General features: G+C 60.3%; 20 protein-coding genes and 2 tRNA genes. 10 read left to right on the top strand and 12 right to left on the bottom strand.

Going from position 1 to position 23606, the window contains the following annotated elements; translation table 11 throughout:
• Positions 1-77 (bottom strand) — tRNA-Arg (locus AWB64_RS03170).
• 139 nt (positions 78-216) lie between these two features.
• On the opposite strand from AWB64_RS03170, the gene greB reads away from it, so the two are divergent.
• A complete protein-coding gene (gene greB / locus AWB64_RS03165; protein WP_060817131.1) occupies positions 217-777 on the top strand; it encodes a transcription elongation factor GreB in 561 nt (186 codons plus the stop codon).
• A gap of 81 nt (positions 778-858) precedes the next feature.
• Here the strand turns inward: greB and AWB64_RS03160 are convergent, their stop codons facing one another.
• Entirely contained in the window at positions 859-2013 is a 1155-nt protein-coding gene (locus AWB64_RS03160; protein WP_060817130.1) for a porin, read from the bottom strand.
• A gap of 572 nt (positions 2014-2585) precedes the next feature.
• Positions 2586-2873: a hypothetical protein gene (locus AWB64_RS03155; protein ID WP_244163912.1), complete on the bottom strand. Its 288-nt coding sequence runs from the start codon at positions 2871-2873 to the stop codon at positions 2586-2588.
• A gap of 319 nt (positions 2874-3192) precedes the next feature.
• Here AWB64_RS03155 and AWB64_RS03150 point away from each other — a divergent pair, with 319 nt between their 5' ends.
• A complete protein-coding gene (locus tag AWB64_RS03150; protein ID WP_060817129.1) occupies positions 3193-4350 on the top strand; it encodes an exonuclease domain-containing protein in 1158 nt (385 codons plus the stop codon).
• 10 nt (positions 4351-4360) lie between these two features.
• On the opposite strand, the gene AWB64_RS03145 is transcribed toward AWB64_RS03150, so the two are convergent.
• From AWB64_RS03145 to pepN, 9 genes are all read right to left on the bottom strand, one after another.
• Positions 4361-4969 carry a chorismate mutase gene (locus AWB64_RS03145; RefSeq protein ID WP_060817128.1) on the bottom strand — a complete coding sequence of 203 codons (609 nt, stop codon included), beginning with the start codon at positions 4967-4969 and terminating at the stop codon, positions 4361-4363.
• A gap of 193 nt (positions 4970-5162) precedes the next feature.
• Positions 5163-5309, bottom strand: a complete 147-nt coding sequence (locus AWB64_RS31850) for a hypothetical protein (RefSeq protein ID WP_167353895.1) — start codon at positions 5307-5309, stop codon at positions 5163-5165.
• A gap of 613 nt (positions 5310-5922) precedes the next feature.
• Positions 5923-7476 (bottom strand): TolC family protein, encoded by a 1554-nt coding sequence (locus tag AWB64_RS03140; RefSeq protein ID WP_060817127.1) that lies wholly within the window; start codon positions 7474-7476, stop codon positions 5923-5925.
• Positions 7463-9505: an FUSC family protein gene (locus tag AWB64_RS03135; RefSeq protein ID WP_060817126.1), complete on the bottom strand. Its 2043-nt coding sequence runs from the start codon at positions 9503-9505 to the stop codon at positions 7463-7465. The genes AWB64_RS03140 and AWB64_RS03135 overlap by 14 nt, the downstream gene beginning before the upstream one ends.
• Positions 9486-10535 carry a multidrug transporter subunit MdtN gene (gene mdtN, locus AWB64_RS03130; RefSeq protein ID WP_060817125.1) on the bottom strand — a complete coding sequence of 350 codons (1050 nt, stop codon included), beginning with the start codon at positions 10533-10535 and terminating at the stop codon, positions 9486-9488. Before mdtN ends, AWB64_RS03135 begins: the two co-directional genes overlap by 20 nt.
• The gene (locus AWB64_RS03125; protein ID WP_157766577.1) at positions 10532-10852 is read right to left on the bottom strand and encodes a YtcA family lipoprotein; all 321 of its coding nucleotides are present in this window, start codon (positions 10850-10852) and stop codon (positions 10532-10534) included. The genes mdtN and AWB64_RS03125 overlap by 4 nt, the downstream gene beginning before the upstream one ends.
• 248 nt (positions 10853-11100) lie before the next feature.
• Positions 11101-11176, bottom strand: a tRNA-Thr gene (locus AWB64_RS03120).
• 53 nt (positions 11177-11229) lie between these two features.
• Positions 11230-12255, bottom strand: coding sequence for a class 1 fructose-bisphosphatase (locus tag AWB64_RS03115; protein WP_060817124.1), 1026 nt, complete (start codon positions 12253-12255; stop codon positions 11230-11232).
• Between the two features lie 150 nt (positions 12256-12405).
• Complete coding sequence (pepN, locus tag AWB64_RS03110) at positions 12406-15117, bottom strand: aminopeptidase N (protein WP_060817123.1); 2712 nt, start codon at positions 15115-15117, stop codon at positions 12406-12408.
• A 251-nt stretch (positions 15118-15368) separates the two neighbouring features.
• Between pepN and AWB64_RS03105 the strand changes: the two genes are divergently transcribed.
• The 8 genes from AWB64_RS03105 (at position 15369) to AWB64_RS03070 (ending at position 23566) form a co-directional block, all read left to right on the top strand.
• Complete coding sequence (locus AWB64_RS03105) at positions 15369-16103, top strand: DUF4136 domain-containing protein (protein ID WP_082850342.1); 735 nt, start codon at positions 15369-15371, stop codon at positions 16101-16103.
• Between the two features lie 211 nt (positions 16104-16314).
• Positions 16315-17013: a CDP-alcohol phosphatidyltransferase family protein gene (locus AWB64_RS03100; protein WP_060817121.1), complete on the top strand. Its 699-nt coding sequence runs from the start codon at positions 16315-16317 to the stop codon at positions 17011-17013.
• A complete protein-coding gene (locus AWB64_RS03095; protein ID WP_060817120.1) occupies positions 17010-17828 on the top strand; it encodes a HalD/BesD family halogenase in 819 nt (272 codons plus the stop codon). The genes AWB64_RS03100 and AWB64_RS03095 overlap by 4 nt, the downstream gene beginning before the upstream one ends.
• A complete protein-coding gene (locus AWB64_RS03090) occupies positions 17825-18832 on the top strand; it encodes a flippase-like domain-containing protein (protein WP_060817119.1) in 1008 nt (335 codons plus the stop codon). Before AWB64_RS03095 ends, AWB64_RS03090 begins: the two co-directional genes overlap by 4 nt.
• Positions 18833-18853: 21 nt before the next feature.
• Entirely contained in the window at positions 18854-19621 is a 768-nt protein-coding gene (locus AWB64_RS03085) for a phosphocholine cytidylyltransferase family protein (RefSeq protein ID WP_060817118.1), read from the top strand.
• The gene (aepX, locus tag AWB64_RS03080; RefSeq protein ID WP_060817117.1) at positions 19618-21324 is read left to right on the top strand and encodes a phosphoenolpyruvate mutase; all 1707 of its coding nucleotides are present in this window, start codon (positions 19618-19620) and stop codon (positions 21322-21324) included. The genes AWB64_RS03085 and aepX overlap by 4 nt, the downstream gene beginning before the upstream one ends.
• A complete protein-coding gene (gene aepY / locus AWB64_RS03075) occupies positions 21321-22496 on the top strand; it encodes a phosphonopyruvate decarboxylase (RefSeq protein ID WP_060817116.1) in 1176 nt (391 codons plus the stop codon). The genes aepX and aepY overlap by 4 nt, the downstream gene beginning before the upstream one ends.
• A 5-nt stretch (positions 22497-22501) precedes the next feature.
• The gene (locus tag AWB64_RS03070) at positions 22502-23566 is read left to right on the top strand and encodes a 2-aminoethylphosphonate aminotransferase (RefSeq protein ID WP_060817115.1); all 1065 of its coding nucleotides are present in this window, start codon (positions 22502-22504) and stop codon (positions 23564-23566) included.
• Positions 23567-23606: the final 40 nt, after the last annotated feature.

Here is a 23606-nt window from a genome sequence, read left to right as displayed (position 1 = left end):
TGGTGCGGCTGGCAGGATTCGAACCCACGACCCCTTGGTTCGTAGCCAAGTACTCTATCCATCTGAGCTACAGCCGCACGCGAGACCAAGAGTATAGCCAAGCTCTCCCAAAAAAGGAAGCGCTGTGACGCAATTTGCGTAATGCCGATCTCCTTCGTGTTACCTTCAGAAAGGGGCGATCTCGCCTTCTACACGTCATTTTGAGCGGTTTGCACCATGAATAAAGCATTTGTCAAAGAGTCGGACGAAAGTGACGACGACTTGGATCTCGAGCAGCCGGCCGGCGTTCCGCCTGGCACCAAGAACTACATCACGCCCGCTGGCCATCAGCGCCTGCGCGACGAATTGCTGCATCTACTCGATACGGAACGTCCGGACGTCGTAAAGCTGCTTTCTTGGGCGGCGTCGAATGGCGACAGGTCGGAGAACGGCGATTACATCTACGGCAAGCGCCGTTTGCGTGAAATCGACCGGCGTATCCGCTTTCTGACGAAGCGGCTCGACCTGGCTGAAGTGGTGGACAGCAGCAGGCAGGAGAACGTGGATCAGGTCTTTTTCGGTGCGACGGTTACTTATGCCGGCGAGGATGGAGAAGAGCAGAGGGTGACCATTGTGGGTGTCGATGAAGTCAACCTGGACATTGGACACGTAAGCTGGATATCGCCCATTGCGCGGGCGTTGCTCAAAGCGAAGGTTGGCGACACGGTGACATTGCATACGCCCGCAGGCGCGCAGCAGATCGACATTCTCGACGTGAGCTATCCGGCGAAAAACTGATACGGCCAGAACGCGAGCCCGGAACGAAAAAAAGCGCCGCAAGCGGCGCTTTTTTCATATCGGTACTACCTGAATCAAAGCTTAGAAGCGGTGACGAATGCCAACCGTTGCCGACACTTGATTCGGGGTCGACGACATGCCTACGCCGGTGATCGGAGCGCCAAGGCCCGTGCCGTCGAGGTCGATTGCGTGAACGTATTCGCCTTGCAGGTACACGTCAGTGCGCTTCGACAGCGAGTAAGCCGTTTGCAGGGCGAATTGATGGAACGACGGCTTCTGACCATCGATACGTGCGTCCGTGTAGGTGTACTCACCAGCCAGGCTCAGTGCCGGGGTCAGTGCGTAACGGCCATTCACTTCGTAGTTGTTGAAGCGAATGTAGTTGCCGGTCTGAATGCCGTTGGTCGTGCCGATTGCGCCGCCAGCGATGCCGATTGCATCTTCAAGCTTCGTTTGCGTGAACACGAAGCCAACCGTTGCCGGGCCGAACGCGTAGTTCAAGCCAGCACCGTAGGTGCGCTGCGTGCCAGCCACGAACGTGTTGTCGCCAGCAACTGCGCCGCCGCTGTTCGACAGAGCCGTGTTGACGTTGGCGCCGGTCGTGTCGTTGTTCAGTTGCAAGTAAGCAGCAGCAATGTTCAACGGACCGTAGTTATACGATGCGCCAACGCTGTATGCGCGGTTGTTCGCGAAACCAGCAGCCTGGTTCGAGAAGCCGTACTGAGCGCCGAACTTGAAGCCAGCGTAGTTCGCGCTTTGGTACTTGACCGAGTTGTTCACGCGGAACGAGTTGTCGAGGTTGTCGTTGTCGAACGGGTGTGCGAACTGCGTACCACCGTACTGCGTGCCGGTCAGAGCCAACGGGCCGAGGTAATCGACCACGGAGTCATATTGACGACCGAGGGTCACAGCACCGTATTGCGTGCTCGACAGACCAACGAATGCTTGACGGCCGAACTCGCGACCACCTTGACCCAGCGTGCCGTTAGCAATGCTGAAGCCGTTTTCCAACGTGAAGATTGCCTTCAGGCCACCACCGAGGTCTTCAGCGCCGCGCAGGCCCCAACGGCTGCCGTTCACCGAGCCGCTCGTCATCTTGAAGTTGTGTTGGCCGCCTTGGTTGTTCGTGTACGTCAGGCCGGCGTCGATCAAACCGTACAGCGTGACGCTGCTTTGTGCGTGAGCAGCGGTTGCAAATACGCCCGTCAGGGCGGCGACCATAAGAGTCTTCTTCATCTTTGTAACTCCGAGAGCAGTTTGGGTCTGACAACCCAGGCTTGAAGGAAACCTTCACTCCGACGCGCTGCGAGAGGCGCTGTCAGGTGATTTCATGTGGCAATCAATTGACACAGTCGTTTCCGGACCAGACGAAGTGTAAAGACGGCGTTACAGCGATGGCATTCCGATTTCCGCAATAAAGTATTCTGCTATCGGCAATGATGGGAAAAGCTTGTCGAAGGCTTGACTGGCAAGGCTTTGCGAGGGATTAGGAAGGGCGGGAGGCAGGTGTCAACAGAATGACGTTGCGCAATTGCTACAAGTTTAATCGTTAAAATACAACGCCAATAATCCGAATTGCCGATTGTTGACGGATCAGCAATAGATGATTGCCAGAACTGTGGATGATTACTCCTTGATGCACCGCTATACTTAAATCGCTGCTTTCCAAAGCAGACTTTTTCGTTGACGGAAAAGATCTCCAAACCTTGTCAGCGCGACTTCCAAGTCGCGCTTTTTTTTCGTCCAAAGCAAATCACGCGTGCGATCGGCTTCAGACGTTATCTACTTAGTGGCCTAATGCCTAATGCCTAATACGCAGGCTCCATATCCCCTTCAGCTTGTTCCTGCTTATCGGCGGTGTCGGCGTTATCAAAGACCGGTGGGCTTGCTATCGTCCAGTCTTCCATCACGTAATGACGGGCGTCCATTGGCGACGACAACAGATTTTGCCAATGATCGCCATGCCAAACCGGATGGAAACCTCGTGGATCGAAATCGGCCAGAGGCGATTTATCCATCTCGGCTCGTCCTTCTGCGGGCAACGGCACTACAAAAGTCCTGATCCACGAAAACATGCTTTTGAGTTCGGTCGTCACAGCATGACCTCCTTAAAAAGTGTTTGCGGTACACGTTTATGATGCCGAGACACCGCTTCGGTAACAAGACTCGTAAACGCTTACGATTGGATAAACACGGTTACATTCGAAGTAAATAATTCCGATTCATTAAGCTTCACCTTCTAAAACCGCAATTGTTGCGATCAATTGCCCTTTCGGCTTTCAAACGCGATAGCCGGACTTAGCGGATTATGTGGCGGTTCGGCCGTGAGCTAAAATGGACGATCGTTTCATTGAATCCATGCGCGTATCGGCTTCCCGGCCTTCGCGCCCATTTCTTTTTTAGTGGCCCGCAGCCTTGCTCTCAATCGTTCCGTCTCCCGCTTGCGCCGAACCGCTGGTTTTTGTCGATCTGGAAACAACGGGCGGCAGCCTCGGGGTTCATCGTATTACTGAAATTGGCGTGGTTGAAGTAGGACCGTCCGGCGTGACGCAGTGGAGTTCACTCGTTAATCCGCAGCAGCCCATTCCGTTCTTTATCCAGCAACTCACCGGCATCAGCGATTCGATGGTGCGCGATGCGCCGACTTTCGACGTCATCGCGCAGGATTTGCTCGCGCGTCTCGACGGCAGGTTGTTCGTTGCGCACAACGCGCGCTTCGACCACGGTTTTTTGCGCAGCGAATTCAAGCGCACCGGCATCAAGTTCCAGCCAGACGTGCTGTGCACGGTGCAGTTGTCGCGCGCGATCTATCCGGCCGAGCGCCGTCACGGTCTCGATGCGCTGATCGAGCGGCACGCGCTCGTGCCGTTCGCCCGCCATCGCGCACTCGCCGACGCCGATCTGCTCTGGCAGTTCTGGCAGCACCTGCACAGCGCGCATTCCGCGGACATTCTTCGCGGCCATATAGAACAGGTGACGCGGCGTTTCCGGCTGGCAGGCGATATAGATGAAGACACGATCGAGCGGATTCCAGCGGGTTGCGGCGTCTATGTGTTCTATGGCGAAAACGACGTGCCCTTATATATAGGGCGAAGCGTGCGCTTGCGTCAGCGGGTGCGCGCGCATTTGTCGGGCGCGAAACGGTCAGCGAAGGAGCAGCGGCTTGCCGGACTCGTCAGGCGCGTGGAGTGGACCGCGACGGGCGGCGAAATCGGGGCGATGCTCGAAGAAGGGCGCTCGATCGCACGGCTCAATCCGGCGCACAACCGTGTATCGAAGGCACGTCGCGACGATCCGCGCGGTGCGCCCTGGCGCTATGCCGGGGCCATTGCTATCGAAGAGGCGGACGCCGCGACGGGCGCGCGCGCCTGGCATGTCGTGGATGGCTGGCAATTCCTTGGCACGGCAACATCGCTCGACGAAGCCGCGCGCCTGGGTTCGTCGGTCATGTCAACCGGTTCGCTCGCGAGTTTCGAACTGTCGACTTACCGGATTCTCGGCGAGCGCTTGTCGCGCGGATTGAAGGTCATTCCGCTCGGCGCGGCCTTGCTGACGAATATCGAGTCCGCCTGACGCAGTTCGATCAACCGACGGCGCCAATACCTCCCGAAGCGCAGACGTGCGACAGCGCGCGGGCAAGCGGTGCGTTCTGGGCAGAGTCGTATCGCGTCAGGTGTTTCCAGCGCGCGATGCTGCCGGCGAGCCGTAAAGGACAGTTATCGGTGTGACGCAAAGGCTCTACGCGAGCCAGCGCGCCAAGCAACGAATTCGTCACGCGATCGAGTTGCGGCCGCGTATCGCGGGCGAGATCCGGCGGCGTGCCTTCTGGTGGCTGCGATTTGCGCCAGTTATCGAATAGCGCGCTCTGGACGTCCTTGCTTGCCTCGATCTGATCACGAAAGAAGACCTGTGCGAACGCTGGATCGAGTCCGGCGGCTTTCGCGCGGCTATTTATGTTTGCCAATAGCGCGGATTCGCGAGGTTCATCGGTAATGGGCACGTGATGCGCCCACTTCCAGCGCGCGACCGGTTCGGCCAGGGCAAGCCGTTGCGACGACAGCGCGATGAGATTCGTGAGCGGCGTATCGTCGCCGTCGGCAAGAACCGTCGATGGAAAAGTTGCAATGATTGCCGCGGACGTGGCCACAAACGCGGCGGCTCTCAGCGAGCGCAAGATGAAAGTGGAAAACATGAGGGACCGGTAGCGCGCAAAGAGCTGCAGCTTAACCCATGGCGTTTGGAGAAGTTTTCACGTGCGACGCGCGCGCGGCAACACGGCGTCGCCGAAAAGAGATGCCGTGTAGTTCAGACGTGCAGAAGCCGCAACCCGTTTGAAGTCTGCACGAAGCCTGCATATGCCTGGCACATGCGGCGAATTTCATCAATTACTTCGAATCGCACAGGTTGCGCTGTTCGTCGAAAAAGGCCCGGACATGTTCCGGCAGTTCCGCGAGAAATTCGACTGCGATCGGTTCTTGATCAGGACATTGCACCTTGTCGGGTGCCGGGATTTTGGTCGGCTTGGCGTCCATCACTTGCTCTCCTTGTATAGGTCGATTATCAATCTCGACTCTGGCTTCGCGCTAGCGTCGAATGCGCGGTTGGAACTTTTCCCGGTTCCTTTGTTGCTTTAACGGAACACCAATGGCGTGACTTAAGCATGTCACAGTTAATAGCCCGCTTTGCGTTTCCTCGATCACGCAATTCCATCGTTTCACGGACGCTTCTAAATCATCGCGGCATTAACCACAGTTCACCACGATCCCTTTATTGCCGATTGCCATGCTGCTTTGCGGCAAATATTTCGCAAGCCGTTTCAACGTTCACTGGATGCGCCAAACGCGTGATGCGACATGGCGCAACCTGTCGCATAACGCGCTCTTCTAATATTGATAACGGCAGTATTTCTGCGCGGTTGACCGATTTATTAACTTTTAAAAAACTTTTTCTCACCGACATGTCTGGAAGCGTACACAGCGCATACAAGCGCGTGTTGGCAAATTGGATAAATCCGAAACATCGGCCGAGCGACGCAAAAATGTTTGTTTTTACACGGAATTAAAGTCGCGAGCTTAAAGCATCGCTTTAAGTTCACGACGCTGAACGCAACGGAGAAACGATACTGCCGGTTTTGACGCCGTTAGCTCACTGCCAGGCTGACTGTGCGGGTATCGAATCGACTGAGCCCGTGGCGAGCGCAAGCGCAGCCGCAGCGGACAACGCCCCGCTGTAGCTGTCCGAGTCCGCATTGTTCGCCGCCAGCAGTTGATTTTGCGCGAGCAACGCGTCGGTGACCGAGCCGACGCCGTGCTTGTATGCATCGAATGCTGCGTCGTAGGTTGTCTGCGCGGCGGCCAGCAAATCCCTGGCGGCAGCGTGCGCGGCAAGGCTCGTCTGCAGCGCGTTCTGGGCCGTGACGATTTGCCGGACCGCTTCTTCGCGGCTCCGGGCAAGGCGTGTCGATGCACTGTCGGCATCGTTGCGCGCCTGCGCGAGTACTGCCGAGCGCAAGCCGCCGTCGTACAGCGGTATCGTTACGCCGACGATCACGCTGCCGCCATAACGCCCGCCGCTCAGGTTCACGGTCGGCAACTGCTGACCGATGCCCGGAACGGCCGATATGGAGGAACTGCCGGTGTTGTATGCGCCGTTCGCCGAGAGAAAAACCTTCGGCATGAATTCCGACTCAGCCGATTTCACCTTCGCCAGATTGATGCGCTCGGCGGCGTAAGCGCTCAACACGTCAGGCCTTCGGGCAATGGCGTCCGATACGATCCGCTCGATCGAATCATTCGCCGGCGAGGGCAGGGTCCGCGCGGGCATCTCGGCGATCACGGGTTTGGACAGCGGAGAAATTCCCATGGCGGAGATGAGCGCCAGATAGCTGTTGCTTTCGGCGCCCTGCGCCTGGACCAGCGCGAGTTTCGCCTGCGCGCGGTTCTGATTGGCCTGCGCGACTTCAATCACCGTACCAATGCCGTGCTTGTAGCGCGCCTGCGCCGCGGCGAGGATGGCGTCGGCGTTATCGAGCCCTTGCCGCGTTGTGACAATACGGGCGCGCGCGGCTTGATACGCATAGAACGCGACGCTGACGTCGAAGATCACCTGCTGATGAACCGCGGTGAAGCCGATGTTCGCCACCACCGATCCCTGCGATGCAGCCTCGACGCGCGCGGCGCGTCCGCCGAAGTCGAACAGAAGCCATTGCAGAGACAACACCGAGGTCGCGCCATGTCCCGATCCACTGGCTGACGAGTCACCGAGCAAGGATGAATTCGGCCCTTGGGCGCCCGCGTACTGCCCCATTGCCGCAACCGACAATTGCGGAAGGTAGGCGCTTTTCGCAATGCCTGCCGCGAGCGCCGCATTACGCGCGTCGTTCCACGCGATGCGGGTGAGCGGATTCTCCGATTCCGCCAGGTCGATCAGTTCGGCCAGCCCGTACGCGTGCGATGGTAAAAGCGCCGGCGGAGGCGGTACGGCGGCGAGCGCGGGATTCGCGGGCAGTTGGTAGCCATGGGCCGACGCTGAAGTTGACGCCGACGCCGGACCCGGCACGATGGCGCCGGCTGCGTCCGTTTGCGGTTGCCAGGGCCGGTCGGGACTGTCCGGCGCCATGTCGAGAGACGACGTGGCGCAGCCGGCCAATCCCGCTGCGGCCAATATCGTCAGGGCGAAAGTGGGCTTAAGCCGGCGCATGAATCGTGATGCCCTTCGCGGCGTCATCGGGCGCGGCGTGTTCGAGTTGGATGAGGCGTGCATTACCGAGATTCAGCAACGCGGCGTGTGCCTCGTTGTTTGAGGCTTCCGGCAAAGGTGGCTGCGTCACTGCGGCAGCGGTTCCGCCCGGCGCACCTGGATCGAGCCGCCTGATCCATTCGTCGATGGCGGTATCGTCCGGTTGCCTTTCGGCGAGCCTTTCGGCGAGCCTTTCGGCGAGCAGGAACATCGGTCCTTCGAGCGCGCCGAGCCTGGCGAGCGCGGAACGGCGTTGCGCGATCCACTGCGAATCCGGGCGAACCCATGACGGTTCGTAATGCATCAGCGCGAGATCTTGTTCCAGTGCGCCGCGCTGCGCCATGGCGCTCGCGGCCTGCGCGCGCAGCGTACCGGTTTGGGCCAGCCGCGCAATCTGCGCCCACTGCCGTTGCAGCGCGGCGATCCCTTCGTCCACGCGCGCGGCGACGCTCACGGGCCACACGCGAGTGAAGACGAGATAGACGACCACGTTGCCGATCAGAATTCCTATCGTGCGGTCACGCGCGATGGTCAGGTCGAACGCGGGCGCCGCGCCCTGGATCACGCACATGAAAAACACCAGGGCGATCTGGAATCCCGCATAAGCGATGCGCGGCGAACCGAATGCGATCCAGGCCGCGAGCCACGTCCCAAGGAACACGATCGCCATCAATCCGGTGACGGACGTGGTCACAGGCATCACGAAAACGATCGCCGCCGTGCCAAGCACCGCGCCTATCAGGCATCCGGTAATCCGCAGCGTCATTTTCTCGACGGTTTCGGCCGTCGTGCCAAGCGACACCATATAGACAGTGATAAAACACGTGTGAATGCCGGGCCAGTTGATTTGCGTATAGAGCAAATAGCAGAACATGGCTGCCGCAGTGGTCTTCAATGCATAGCGGACATGGTCGGGGTTCGTGAACGCGTCGGGCAGGAAGAACCCACCGGCCTTTTCGGCAGCCGGCGGAGTTGCTGCTTCAACTGCCGCCTTCGATTCTTGGACTTCTTCAACTTCTTCAATCACGGTAAAACGGGTAATCGCGCGCTGCAAATCCCCGGCGACGATGCGTGCCAGCGGCGAGAGCCCTGTCGCGTCGGGCAGGTTGAGTTCTATGTCGACTGGATAACCGCCCGCTTCCAGCATGCGGGCCATATTCTCCAGCGTCGCCATGATCGGGCCAGCAAACGGCGCCGGCAGCCGGCTCGACAGTTCGCGGACGGCCAGATCGGCAGCAACCAGAATGGCGAGCGTCGACGACACCGCTTGTTTGAGCGCCGCGGCGTCCGCGCGCGCCGTCGAGCCTTCGAGCACCGAGAGCTTCAACCATGTGCCGATTTTCGCATCGCCCTCGCGCAGGCAGGCGGTGAGCGCGTCGCGTGTCGCTTCCGGCTCGGCGAGGCTGCGTGCTGCGAGTCGCAGGCGCTTCGCCAGTTCCTGACCGGCAAGCCGCCGCGGCGACGGAGCAAGCAGCATGTTGACGCAAACCGATATCCCGAACGGAATTGCAACCATCAACCAGGCGTAGAGCAGCGCGCGCGTCGCCACTTCGCCAAACGGCACGCTGCCGAGTTCGTCCAGCAAAAAGCCGACGATCATGGCGAGGATCGCGCCCACCGGCCGCAGCTTGCTCGCCGATGTCACGAACAGCAGTCCGAACGATAATCCCGCGATGCACGCAACCCGCCAGACCGGGTCGTTGAGCGCAAACATGGACACAACCAAAATGATCCCGATGAACGTGGTGACCAGCACCAGCATCGCCACGCTCTGCACCACGCTCAACACGCGATCGGGCAGGGTCAGGAAGAACACGACATAGGCCGAGATAGCCGCTTCCATGGTGCCGTACGCGCTGGTCACGAACACCGTCAGGGCGCAGATCAGCGCGACGCGGAACGTGATCGCCGCTCGTCCCGGAAAGGGCGCAAGCAGTTTCAGGAGGTCGGCGGCGCCTGGCCGGACAAGATCACCGGCAGGCCGCGCCATGCCGGACCTCGACTATTGCACTTGCGCCGATCCGCACCAGCCGGGCGGCTGGCTCTTCCAGACGCACCCGTACGGGGAAGCGTTGGGCGACACGCACCCAGTTCACCGACTGCTGCACGATGGGGAGGGTGCGAGGCAGATTGATCCGGTCCGAATCGGAAACGCCCGCGCCGATGCCGATTACTTTGCCGCGGATCGCCTGGCTTCGGTCGATCATCGAATAGACGGTTGCGCAATCGCCGGGCTGGATCCGGCCGAGTTCCGTTTCGCGGAAGTTCGCGACGGCAAACCATTCGTCCGCGTTGACGAGCGTGAAGATCGACTGGCTCGGCGCGACCGTTTCTCCCGCGAGCACCGAGAGGCCCGTGACAAAACCATTGGCCGGCGCGCGCACGATGCTTGAATCGAGGCTGTGCTGGGCGATCGCGAGCGCGGCCTCGCGCGCACGCACGATGGCGACTTCGCCGGCCTCGTCGCCGATAGTCTGCGAGGTCGCGAGCTTTTGCTCTTGTGCCTGTTTCAGGGACAGCGCGGCGTCGCGTTGTGCGACCTGCGCCTGGTCGAACTGCTGGATCGGGACGTAGCCTTTGGCCACGAGCGGCGCAAGCCGCTGCACACTGCGCGATGTCAGTTCATAGTTGCGCGCGGCCTTCCCGGATTGGTCCCCTGCAATATTCGCATTCGCACGCTCGCCGACAATCGTCTTGCGCCGCGTGATGAGCATTGCGCGCGCCAGATCGAGATCGGCCTGGGTCTGCGCGACGAGGAGGCGAAACGGAGCCGGATCGATCTCGAAGAGTACATCGCCTTTTGTGACCCGCTGGTTGTCTGTCACAGCCAGCCTGACAATCTTGCCGCCCACTGACGAAGCGACGTGAACCACGTCGGCATCGATCGTCGCGTCATCCGTCGATGGAAACCGGGTTGTCCGGTCATATGCGTAATACAAGGCCGCAAGGCCGAATGCAACGATCACACCCGCGATCACGCGGCCCATGAGTGAGATTTGGCGCTTGCCGGCCATTTTCATAAAAGCTGTCCTGTTCCCGAGAGCCAGAAAAGCACGGCGACCGTGAGGCCGATGGACATGCAGACAAAAAGCTGAAACGGAACGATCTGCGCGTATCCGGTTGAAACGAATATCCGATGAGCGATCAGCGCGCCGGCAAGGCCGATCAGCGCGCTCAACAACCAGAGCGGAAAATAGGCGCCGAAAATCTCATATGACGGTGCGCCACGCAGCGTGCATCCCTGCAAGGCGAAGGGGACAGTCGAGATGGCCGAAAGATACCGCGTGCGGTGCGAGATCAGGTCGCGGGAGCTTGTTTGATTTGGCTTGAGCGGCATTGCGGCGTGGTGAACTGTGGGAAATCCATGAAGGCCATGAAAATCAAGGGCACTTTACCAGCGCGGCACATGCATTTCGACACATTCCGCTATCGCACAACTCTTATTACATATTGGCGCAAAACGTACGGCAATTAGAAATTATGAGATGTCGCTTACGGAGATTGTCTTTCTCGTGCGAGAACCAAATGGTCGCCGCAAAAACAAAAAGCCCAGTCCGAAGACTGGGCTTTTTGCTTGATTCTGTTTGGTGCCGGAAAGAGGAATCGAACCCCCGACCTTCGCATTACGAATGCGCTGCTCTACCGTCTGAGCTATTCCGGCATCAGAGAAACGAGATTATAAGGACGTTGCGCCGAGTTTGGCAAGACCCCGGATCAATTCTTTTCCGCGTGATAACGCGTGACGCGCTCAACCTCGTTCTTCGATCCCAGGAAGACGGGGACGCGCTGATGCAGGCTGGTCGGAACAATATCCAGAATGCGTTGCTCGCCATCGGTCGCGGCGCCGCCTGCCTGCTCGACAATAAACGCCATCGGATTCGCTTCGTACATAAGGCGCAGCTTGCCCGGACGATCGGGCGTGCGTTTGTCGGCGGGATACATGAAGACGCCGCCGCGGTTCAGGATGCGATGCACGTCGGCGACCATCGACGCAATCCAGCGCATGTTGAAATCTTCCTTGCGCGGACCGTTCTTGCCTTCGTTCAGCTCGTTCACGTACTTCTGAACCGGCGCATACCAGTGACGGCTGTTCGACGCGTTGATTGCGTACTCGCGTGTCTCGGCGGGAATCTGCATGTTGCTTTGCGTGAGCACCCACGAACCCAATTCGCGGTCGAGCGTGAAGCAGTTGACGCCATAACCGGTGGTCAGCACGAACACGGTTTGCGGACCATAGACGGCATAGCCAGCTGCCACTTGCGCCGAACCCGGCTGCATGAACGCTTCTTCGCTCGGCTCCATGCCGTCGGGGCATCGCAGCACGGAGAAGATGGTCCCAATAGACACGTTCACGTCGATGTTGGACGAGCCATCGAGCGGATCGAACGTGAGCAAATAATTGCCTTTCGGATAGCGATTCGGGATCGGGAAGATTTTTTCCATTTCCTCCGACGCCATTGCCGCGAGATTGCCACCCCATTCGTTGGCTTCGAGCAGGATTTCGTTCGACAGAATGTCGAGTTTCTTTTGCACTTCGCCCTGGACGTTCTCGCTGCCGGCCGTGCCCAGCGCTTCGCCCAATGCGCCCTTGCTGACCTGATAGCTGATCTGCTTGCACGCGCGCGCAACGACTTCGATCAACAAACGCAGGTCGGCGGGGAGGTTTTGATGTTCGCGCTGCTGCTCGATCAATAATTTGGTGAGCGTGGTGCGACGGGAAATCGATGAAGGGGTCGACATTGCGTTGGGCTCCGGGAGCGTTAAGACGAATGCCCCAGATTCTACCTGCTCGGATTGTGTGTCTTGATGTCACAAAAACCGAGCGCGTCCGATAGAAGAAAAAACCGGCGCCGAAGCGCCGGTTTCAGGGAAGAAGCTGGCCGTTGTGAATTATTGACCGAGCGCTTTTTCCACAATCTCCCGGACATCTCGCGACTTGACCTTCGACGCCACCTGTTCCAGCGCCGCATGCGCCTTCTCGCGCAAGGCGGGCGTGTATCGGCGCCATTGTTCGAGCGTGCGGGCGAGGCGCGCCGCGACCTGCGGGTTCATTGCGTCCAGTGCAATGACCTGTTCTGCCCAGAAGGCATAACCCGAACCGTCGGCGGCATGAAATTGCGCCGGGTTGGCGCCGCAGAAGCTGAAAATCAGCGAGCGCGCGCGATTTGGGTTTTTCAGCGTGAACGCCGGATGGCGCATGAGCTTGCGCACGATATCGAGCACATTGCGCGCTGGGCCGCCGCGCTGCGTGGCCTGGAGCGAGAACCATTTGTCGATGACAAGCGGCTCGTTCTCGAATCGCGTGTAGAAGTCGCTGAGCGCGGCGTCGGCGACGGTTGTGTCGACGGTGCCCGATGCACCCGCCGTCAGCAAAGCGGACAACGCCGCAGACCGGTCCGTCATGTTGTTCACCGCGTCGTACTGCGCGCTTGCAAGTTCGATGGCGCGCGCAGGCTCGTCGAGCTGGCTCAGATAGGCGAGGGCGAGGTTTTTCAAGCCGCGCTTGCCTGCGTCGTCCGGCGTGGCCCGATATTCGCCCGGCGTCCGGTTTGCTTCATACGCGGCGAGCCAGCGATCGCGCAGCCCCGTTGCCAGACGTTTGCTCACGAACACGCGCGCCGCGTGGACCGCCGCCGGGTCGGAAACCGCCATCTGCTCGGCCAGATATCCCTCCGACGGCAACATCAGCGCGAGTTCGCGGAACGCGGGCGTGAGTGTTGTGTCGTCCAGCACGTGCGCGAACGCGGAGACTACCTGGTCGTCCAGCGCGAGTGCCTCGCCCTTCGATGCACGATCGGCCAGCGTCAGCAATTCGCGTGTGGCAAGGCGCTGTCCGGCTTCCCATCGGTTGAACGGGTCGCTGTCGTTAGCCAGCAAGAATGCAAGCTGTTCATTCGTGTAGTCGTACTCGACCACCACCGGCGCCGAAAAATTACGCAGCAGCGAAGGCAGCGGCTCGCTGGCGACGTCGGCGAAAACGAAGGTTTGCTCCGGCTCGGTGAATTCCAGCACGCGCGTCGTGCCTTGCGCTTCGTGTTCCCCTTCGAGCTTCAACGGGAGATCGGCGCCGTCCTTGCCGATCAGACCGACCGAGAAGGGAATCAGCAACGGACCTTTTTGCGTCGCGCGCGCGGCCTCCGACGCTTCGCCGTAACCTTGCTTGAGCGTCAACGAGTAACGCCTCGCTGCCGCGTCGTATTCGGTGCGCACCGTGACGCGCGGCGTTCCCGCCTGGCTATACCAGCGCTCGAACTGGGAGAAGTCGCGGCCATTGGCGTCCGCCATGGCGTAGCGGAAGTCGTCGCACGTCACGGCCTGGCCGTCGTGGCGCTGGAAGTAGAGATCCATGCCGCGCCGGAAGCCGTCGCGCCCGAGCAGCGTCTGGTACATGCGCACGACTTCGGAGCCTTTCTCGTAGACGGTCATCGTGTAGAAGTTGTTGATCTCGACGTAGCTTTCCGGCCGTACCGGATGCGCCATGGGGCCTGCGTCTTCGGCAAACTGCATCTGGCGCAGCACGCGTACGTCGTCAATACGCTTGGTCGCGCGCGCCGCGTCGCTTGCGGCGCCCGGCTCGAGGCCGGCGGCCATATCGGCGGAAAATTCCTGGTCTCGGAAGACGGTCAGGCCTTCCTTCAGGCTCAACTGGAACCAGTCGCGGCACGTCACGCGATTGCCCGTCCAGTTATGGAAGTACTCATGACCGACAACCGCTTCAATATTGCCGAAATCGACGTCGGTCGCCGTTTCCGGGTTGGCCAGCACGTACTTCGTGTTGAAGATGTTCAAGCCCTTGTTTTCCATCGCGCCCATGTTGAAGTCGCTCACGGCGACAATCATGAAACGGTCCAGATCCAGTTCCAGTCCGAAGCGCCGTTCGTCCCATTCAATGGAATGAACCAGCGAATCCATGGCGTGCTGGGTTTTGTCGAGGTCGTGCGGCTCGACCCAGACCTGCAGCAGTTTTTCCTTGCCCGAGCCGGTCTTCATGCGTTGCTCGAGCTTGACGAGCGAGCCCGCGACCAGCGCGAACAGATAACTCGGTTTCTTGAACGGATCTTCCCAGCGGGCAAAGTGCCGGCCGTCTTCCAGGTCGCCTTCTTCAATCAGATTGCCGTTCGACAACAACACGGGATACGCCGCCTTGTCGGCGCGCAGCGTGACCGTGTAGGTGGACATGACGTCCGGGCGATCGAGAAAATAGGTGATGCGGCGGAACCCTTCGGCCTCGCATTGCGTAAAAAAGTTGCCGCTCGATACATACAGCCCGGACAACGTGGTGTTGGCGGCCGGGTTGCACACGCTTTCGATGGTCAATTCGAACGAGTCTGGAATATTGCTTATCGTCAAACCGTTCTCATTTACACGCACGTCAGCATGCGGGCGGCCGTCGAGCATTGCGCCGAGCAATTCCATCTGCTCGCCCATCAGTTCGAGCGTGGCCGCCGCTGCGACGTGCGGATTGCGGCGCATGCGCATGGTGTTGCGGACCACGGTCCGCTCCGGCACGAGGTCGAACTCGAGCGCGACGGTGTCGATCAGGAATGCGGGCGGCGTGTAGTCGGCGCGGCGGATTACGGCGGGTGCGGTCGAGTTGGACATGTCGGTTCGAATTGGGTTGGGAGCGGTGCCTCGGTTTTTAAGTGAATCGAGGCGGCCTTGTATCGGATCATTGTACAAAGGCTCGGGAGAACGTGGGCCCGATTCGGGGTCGGCCGGATAGCCTATTCCCCGAACTTCAACAGGGCATTACGGTCTCTTAACAAGGGGAACAGGGCAATATCCATGCTGTGCAAACGAGCATCTGCAATGACGGGACTTGCGAAAAATCAACAGAAGGAATGAGGTCTGCCATGACGTTCGGACGGTTGTGCAGGGAATGGAAGGGGGCGGCGCGCCTGGCGCTGATCGCGGGTTTCGCGCTGTTGAGCGGGTGCACCACCTACGTTCACACGCAGGTCGCCGCATTTTCGGACTGGTCCGGAACCGACGCGACCCGGACTTACGCCTTCGCGCGTTCGGCAGAGCAGCAAAACAGCATCGAACAGAAAACGTATGAAGCGCTGGTTGCCAATGAGCTTGCTACGCATGCGTTCCGCCAGGTGCCGGACGCTGACGCGAACTACAGGGTGGAACTTTCGTATTCTATTCGCGGCGACATGATCACCGTCCGGCAGCCGGTCTATTACGATCCGTGGCCCATGTACGGCGGCTGGTACGGAAGGCCTTACGGCTGGGGCGGCTATGGAGCGTGGGGTGGCTGGGACATGGGGCCCGCGGGATATGTGGATCAAAGCTACCCGGTGTTTGTCCACGCGCTGCAGATCCGGATGACCGACCGGGCCAGCGGGCGCGAGGTGTACAAGGTGAGCGCGAGTAATTCGGGCGGCGAATCGTCGCTGCTCCGGGCAATGCCGTATCTGATCCGCAGCGCGCTGGCGGACTTCCCTCTGGGCAACGGCACGGTACGCACGGTAAAGATTCCGCTGGATAAGAACGGCGGCGCCAGCAATGAGACGGCGGTGGCGGCGGGTACTCAAAGCCGTCCGGCAAGCGCTCCCGCGGGCGTGCCAGTGCCGGTGCAATAGCCTCAGTAAAAGCCTTCTTGGCTTAACGAAAGAAAAAAATACCGACATGGCATGGGCGGGACGCCGGTGCCATCGTTTAGTTGCACGCCTCGAAACATCCAAACTCCCGCTAAAAACCAGCGTTGCACCGTGGCCAGATGTGAGTGGCGTGCGCACCAAATCCGGCAGCCCCTTATATGCAATTAAATTCGAAACAAGATATATTTCGAGGATGAACAATCCCCGCAACGCTACGCTTCGTGCCGCTCCTGAGCCAGCAACCTGGGACGCGCGGCTCGCCCGGCGCCTGGTTACGCCGCTCGTCGGTACACCGATTACCCCGAACCATTTGACGACACTGCGCCTTCTGATCGGCATGGTGGGCGCTTATTATTTATCGGTAGGCAGTTTCTGGACATGCAGCCTTGGCGCTCTGCTGATCGCCGTGTCAAATTTTGTCGACCATACTGATGGCGAACTGGCGCGCATCAGCGGCCAATCCAGCAAGATCGGTCATTTTTACGATCTTGCGTGTGATTCCGTGGTGACGGTGGCGCTGTTCGTAGGCCTAGGTTTTTACGTGGGCGTACATCATCCTTCCATGATCGTCCCGGCGCAGTGGCTTGGTGGTGTGGCGGGCGTTGCAGTTGCACTGATCTTTTTCCTGCGCATGCGGATTGAATCCATGGCGGGTAAGAACGGCACGAAGCAGGCGTCAGTGGCGGGATTCGAAACCGAAGACGTGCTTTATCTGCTGCCTTTTGTGACTTTGTTCAACGGCATGACGCCGTTCCTTGTCGCGGCGTCCATCGGCGCGCCGCTGTTTGCCGTGTGGGTCGTGGTGGATTATCAGCGTGTGGTGCGCCGCGTTGCACGAAGCACGACGTCCAGCAAAGACGCCGACGGCCAAGACTTGCAGGCTGTTCAATGAATTCAACTGTCAATCCGGCATCGGCGCACACGTTTGGCGGCAACGCTGCCGGGCGCGAACGCAAGCAGGCGGTCGACGAGATCCTCGCCGCGCATCTCCAGCGCACGTCCCCCGAGCCGCAAACGGCCAGGCGTCATCAGGCCTTCGATGACCAGGGCGCATTCCTTTATCTGGAAGACTTTCTGCCGCGCGAGTTCACGGAAAAGCTGGTCGAGGCGGTGCATGCGGTCACGCCAGCCATCAACCGCAACTATTTGCCGGGCCACAAGCAGGGTGGCAGCGTCAGCCGCCATGCCATCGATGAACTGGCGCCGTTTATTGCCGAGTTGTATCGGTCGCCGGTCCTGATTCGCTGGCTGGAAAAAATCAGCGGCGACACGCTTCAGGAATCGCCCGCCGACGATCCGCACGCCTACGCGTTGTACTTTTATACGAAGGCAGGGGATCACATCGGCTGGCATTACGACACGTCATATTACGACGGGCGCCGTTACACGCTGCTGCTCGGCGTGATGGACGATTCGTCGTGCCGCCTCGAATACGAACTGCACACGCGCACGCCCGAGATTGCGGATCAGCCGGGTTCTGTGCAGATTCCGCCCGGCGGCCTTGTTTTCTTCGATGGCGACAAGCTGCGCCATCGCATCACGCCTGCTCGCGCGAACGAATTCCGCGTGTCGCTCACTTTCGAATACGTCACGAATCCGAATATGCGGCCGTGGCAACGGTTCGTATCGAACATGAAGGATTCGATCGCGTATTTTGGTTTCGGCCAGGTGTTCCGCCGCAAAGGCGGGAAGAACGGCGCCGCATGAGCCGCGCTGGAACTGTCCTTCTGTCGCTCGGCGTGGTGTTGTTCATCGCGCTGCTGGGCTGGCAGGGTTTCGGTTCCGTTGCGACGGCGCTCGCTGCAGCAGGCTGGGGCCTGCTCGCGGTGGCGATGTTTCATCTGCTGCCCGTGGTGATCGATGCGCTCGCGATCGAAACGCTGTTCGCCCGCAATCAATGCGATGTCACGTTCCGCGACGCACTGCTCGCGCGCTGGACCGGCGAGTCGGTCAACAGCCTGATGCCGGCCGGTCAGATCGGCGGCCCCATGTTGATGGTGCGGTATCTTTCGCAGCGCGGCATGCGTGCTCGCGACGCCGCCGCCGTCATCACCGTCAGCACGACCATGCAGTCTGTCGGACAAATGATCTTCGCAATGATCGGCCTCGCGTTGCTGAGCAGTTATGCGTCGGGCGTGGGCATGGTGCTGCCGGTGTTGATCGTGATCGTGGTGTGTTCGTTGATGGTGGTCGGATTCTTCTTTGCGCAGCGCGCCGGTTTATTTGGCCGCGCAACGCGCTTTGCCTCCCAGTTCGCCGCGCGGTTCTCGAAGAAACGCGACTGGTCGTCGCTGGTGTCGCGTGCGCAGGCCGTCGATGGCGCCGTGCTCGAGCTCTACAAGAAGCCTGGACCGGTTGCCGCGAGTTTCGCGCTGAGCCTGCTTGGATGGATAGTGGGCACGGGCGAAGTGTGGCTTGCGCTGCATTTGCTTGGCTCGCCGGTTGGCTGGGCCGAAGCCCTCATGCTTGAAAGTCTCGGACAGGCCATTCGCGGTGCGGCCTTCGCCGTGCCCGGTTCGCTTGGCGTGCAGGAGGGCGGTTATCTGCTGCTCGCGCGCCTGATCGGCCTGCCGCCCGAAACCGCGCTCGCACTTTCGCTCGCCAAGCGCGCGCGCGAATTGCTGCTGGGTTTGCCGGGCATCGTTTATCTGCATTTCGCTGAAAAGGGCTGGCAGCGCCGTCGTCTCGCGCGCGTGCCGGATATCGAATAAAGCCTTGTCCATAGGATCATCATGCGCGCAATCATCCTTGCCGCCGGGATGGGATTACGTCTCGTTCAGCCGGAAGGGCAGCAAAAGCCGAAGTGCCTGCTGCGTTTTGGCGAATCGTCGCTGCTTGAACGTCATCTGCAACTGCTGAAGTCGGCGGGCGTGGATGAGATCGTTTTCGTGCTCGGTTTCAAGCACGAAGTCGTGGAAGAAGAACTGGCCGCGATCGACTGGAAGCCGCGTACCGAAGTCGTCGTCAACAATGAGTTTTCGCTTGGCAGCGTGTTGTCCGTGCACACGGCCGCCGAAGCGCTGACGCGCGGCGGCGACGTGCTGCTGATGGACGCCGACGTACTGTACGACGAGCGCATTCTCGAACCGCTGGTGGCGGGCGCGGGGCCGGTGAACCGCCTGTTGATCGACCGCGATTTCGAAGCCGGCGACGAACCCGTGAAGCTTTGCGTGGCGAATGGCGTACCGGTGGAATTGCGCAAGCAGGTGCTGGCCGATCTGCAGTTCGACGTGATTGGCGAGTCAGTCGGATTTTTCCGTTTCGATGAAACCGCTGCACGCCGTCTGGCCGAAATCGTCGCGGGATATGTCGCGACGGGCCGCGCCAACTTGCCGCACGAGGAAGCCGTACGCGATTTGCTGCTGGAACGCAGCCAGGTATTCGACGTCGCCGACGTGACAGGCGCGCCATGGATCGAAATCGATTTTCAAAACGACGTTAAACGCGCGGCCGACGAAGTCTTGCCGCAACTGCGTCAGCTTGCTGGAGCACTACGATGAACGCACCATATCAATTACCCGTCGGCTATTCACGCACGCTTCGTTTGCGCGAAATGCTGCAGAGCAATCAACTTGAATTCTTGATGGAAGCGCACAACGGCTTGTCCGCGCGCATTGTCAAGGAAGCCGGTTTCAAGGCGATCTGGGGCTCGGGCCTGACGATTTCCGCGCAATTCGGCGTGCGCGACAACAACGAAGCAAGCTGGACGCAAGTGGTCGACACGCTCGAGTTCATGGCCGACGCCAGCGACCTGCCGATCCTGCTCGACGGCGACACGGGTTACGGCAACTTCAACAATGTCCGCCGGCTCGTGAAGAAGCTGGAACAGCGCGGTATCGCGGGCGTGTGTATTGAGGACAAGCAGTTTCCGAAGACGAACTCGTTCCTCAACGGCGAGCGTCAGCCGCTTGCCGAGATGGACGAATTCTGCGGCAAGATCAAGGCCGGCAAGGATTCGCAAAGCGATCCGAATTTTTCCATTGTTGCGCGTGTGGAAGCGCTGATCGCCGGCTGGGGCATGGAAGAGGCGCTGAAGCGCGCCGAGGCTTACCGGCAGGCTGGCGCCGACGCCATCCTGATTCACAGCAAGCTGTCGAAGCCCGACGAGATTCTCACGTTTGCGCGCGAATGGGCGGGCCGCGGACCGCTCGTTATCGTGCCGACGAAGTACTACAGCACGCCGACCGATGTGTTCCGCCAGGCCGGCATCAGCACCGTGATCTGGGCGAACCATTTGCTGCGCGGCGCGGCGTCGACCATGCAGGCAATCGCCAAGGAAATTCACAGCAGCGAGACGCTCGTGAACGTGGAAGACCGCGTGGCAAGCGTGAACGAGATTTTCCGTTTGCAGGACGCCGAAGAATATTCGACGGCTGAAAGCGTGTATTTGTCTTCGGCGAGTGCATCGCGCAACGCGGTTGTGCTGGCGGCAAGCCGGGGCGCGGGACTCGAAGCCGTCACCGCCGACAAACCCAAGGTCATGCTCCCGATTGCAGGCAAGCCATTGCTGCGCCGCCTGGTCGAAGCGTTCAAGAAAGAAGGCATCAACGACATTACCGTGGTGGGCGGTTATCGCGCTGACGCCATCGATACGTCAGGCATTCGTCTGGTCGTCAACGAGAAGCACGAACAGACGGGCGAACTGGCGTCGCTCGCGTGCGCGGCGAAGTCGTTCACCGCGGACACCGTGATTTCCTACGGCGACCTTTTGTTCCGCAGCTACATTCTTCGCGATCTGGTCGAGTCCGACAGTGATTTCTGCGTGGTCGTGGATTCGTCGCAGACGCCGCAAGCAGGCGTTGCATCAACCGACTTTGCGTATTGCTCGACCGTCGATGACCGCGCGCTGTTCGGCCAGAAAGTCTGGCTCGAAAGCGTCACCAGTTCGGCCGGCCCTGCCAACGTGGAATCGAAAATGCCGCAAGGCCGCTGGATGGGCTTGCTCAACGTGCGCGGCGCGGGCCGTGAGCGGCTGGTCGCTACGCTCGAACAACTGCAACAGCGCGATGACTTCGCCAAGCTAGACATGGCTGCGCTGCTGAACGCGCTGGTTGCGGCGGGCGAGCGCATCGAAGTGCAATACGTGCACGGCCATTGGCGCGGCGTGAACGATCTCGACGAACTGCGTCAAGCTGGCGATTTCGCGCACGGACAGGCGCCATACGGTTCGAATGGATCGGCGGGCGCGGAGGCTGGCGCGTGATCGAAGCTGCACAATTTGTCGAAGCCGCGCGCGAGCGCGGCTTCGACTGGTACGCGGGCGTGCCGTGCTCGTACCTGACGCCGTTCATCAATTACGTGCTGCAGGACGAATCGCTGAATTATGTGTCGGCGGCGAATGAAGGCGACGCCGTTGCGCTGATCGCGGGCGTGGCGCTGGGCGCATCGGGTGTGCATCGGGCGCGGCGCGGCGTTTCGATGATGCAGAACTCCGGGCTCGGTAACGCGGTGAGCCCGCTGACCTCGCTGACCTGGACGTTCAGGCTGCCGCAATTGCTGATTGTCACGTGGCGCGGCCAGCCGGGCGTCGCCGATGAACCCCAGCACGCACTGATGGGTCCCGTGACGCCGGCCATGCTGGAAACCATGGACATTCCGTGGGAACTGTTCCCCACTGAAGCCGACGCAATCGGTCCCGCGCTCGACCGCGCGACCGCGCATATGGACAGCACTGGCCGTCCGTACGCGCTGGTGATGCAAAAGGGCAGCGTGGCGCCGTACAAGCTTGAAAAGAAGGGCTTGAGCGGTGTGCGCCGGCGTGCTTTGAACGAGCGCGCCGAGGTCAAGGCGCAATTCAGGAACGGCGAACTTTCTTCACGTCATGACGCACTTCAGCGCGTGATCGCGCATACGCCGAAAGATTCGACTGTCGTGCTGGCATCGACGGGATTTTGCGGGCGCGAACTCTACGCCATCGATGACCGCGAGAACCAGTTGTATCTGGTCGGATCGATGGGATGCGTGACGCCCATGGCGCTTGGTCTTGCGCTCTCGCGGCCTGACCTGAACGTGATCGCGCTCGATGGCGACGGCGCCGCGCTCATGCGCATGGGCGTGTTCGCCACGCTTGGCGCATACGGCCCGTCGAACCTCGTGCACGTGCTGCTCGACAACGGCGCGCATGAGTCCACTGGCGGTCAGGCGACCGTATCGCGCGGCGTGGAATTCGCGCGCATTGCGTCGGCGTGCGGGTACGCGCTTGCGCTCGACGGCGACTATCTTTCGGTTATTGATCAGTTGTTCGAAGCAAAAGATATCGACGGTGTTCGCTTTGCGCGACTGTCGATCAACACAGGGACGCCTAGCGACTTGCCACGTCCGTCGATCACGCCGGAAGACGTGCGCGCACGTTTGCAAAAACATATCGGACGCTAGACATCATGCTGCTGCTCAATCCCGGCCCCGTCACGCTGACTGAGCGCGTGCGCAAAAGCCTGTTGCAAACCGACTTGTGTCATCGCGAGCCGGAATTTTTCGATCTGCAGGACGAAGCGCGTTCGCGTTTGCTTGCCGCTTACTCGCTCGATCCAAAGGTCTGGACGGCCGTATTGATGACGGGTTCAGGCACCGCCGCCGTGGAGTGCATGATCGCGGGCATGGTCCGCCAGGGCGGGCGCTTGTTGATTGTCGAAAACGGCGTGTATGGGGAACGGATCGCGCAGATTGCCTCCCAGTACGGGATCGATCATGAAGTCGTGAAGTATGCGTGGATGGAAGCGCCGGATACTGACGCGATCATTGCCAAGCTGGATGGCGTAACGAACGTCGCCATCATTCATCACGAGACCACGACGGGCCGTCTGAACCAGATCGATGAGTTGAGCGCGGCGTGCAAGGAGCGCGGTATCGGCTTGTTGCTCGATGGCGTGAGCAGCTTCGGCGCCGAGCATATCGACTTCAATGGCGGCGGCATCACGGCCGTTGCCGCGACGGCGAACAAGTGCCTTCACGGCGTGCCTGGCGCAGCGTTCGTGATCGCGAAGCGCGAAGCGCTGCAGCACGCGGCGAGCCGCACGTATTACCTTGGCATTACGCGCCTCGCCAAATTGCAGGACGAGCGCAACACGCCGTTCACGCCGTCCGTGCACGCGTATTACGCGCTGGTGGAAGCGCTGCGCGAGTTCGAGGACGAAGGTGGCCTGGAGGCGCGTCACGCGCACTACGCGGGGCTCGCGGAGCAAGCGCGTTCGGGATTGGCCGCGTTGGGAATCGAAGGGGCGTTGCCAGCGGAGGAATCCTCGGTGGTGTTGCGTGCGTACCGGCTGCCAAAGGGCGTGACATATCCGGTTCTGCACGACGCGTTGAAGACCGAGGGTTTTGTGATCTACGCGGGGCAGGGCGGTTTGTCGAACGAACTATTCCGTATCTCGACGATGGGTGCTTTGGGTCCAGCCGATATCGACCGGCTGATTGCATCGATTGCGAAGATCGTGCGTCAAGCATAAGGGCATGTTTGAACGCAAAAGGCCGCGACATCTTTCAGGC

This window comes from Caballeronia sordidicola (assembly GCF_001544455.2).
Lineage (GTDB): Bacteria > Pseudomonadota > Gammaproteobacteria > Burkholderiales > Burkholderiaceae > Caballeronia > Caballeronia sordidicola.
This window is presented reverse-complemented; position numbering and strand designations above follow the sequence as displayed.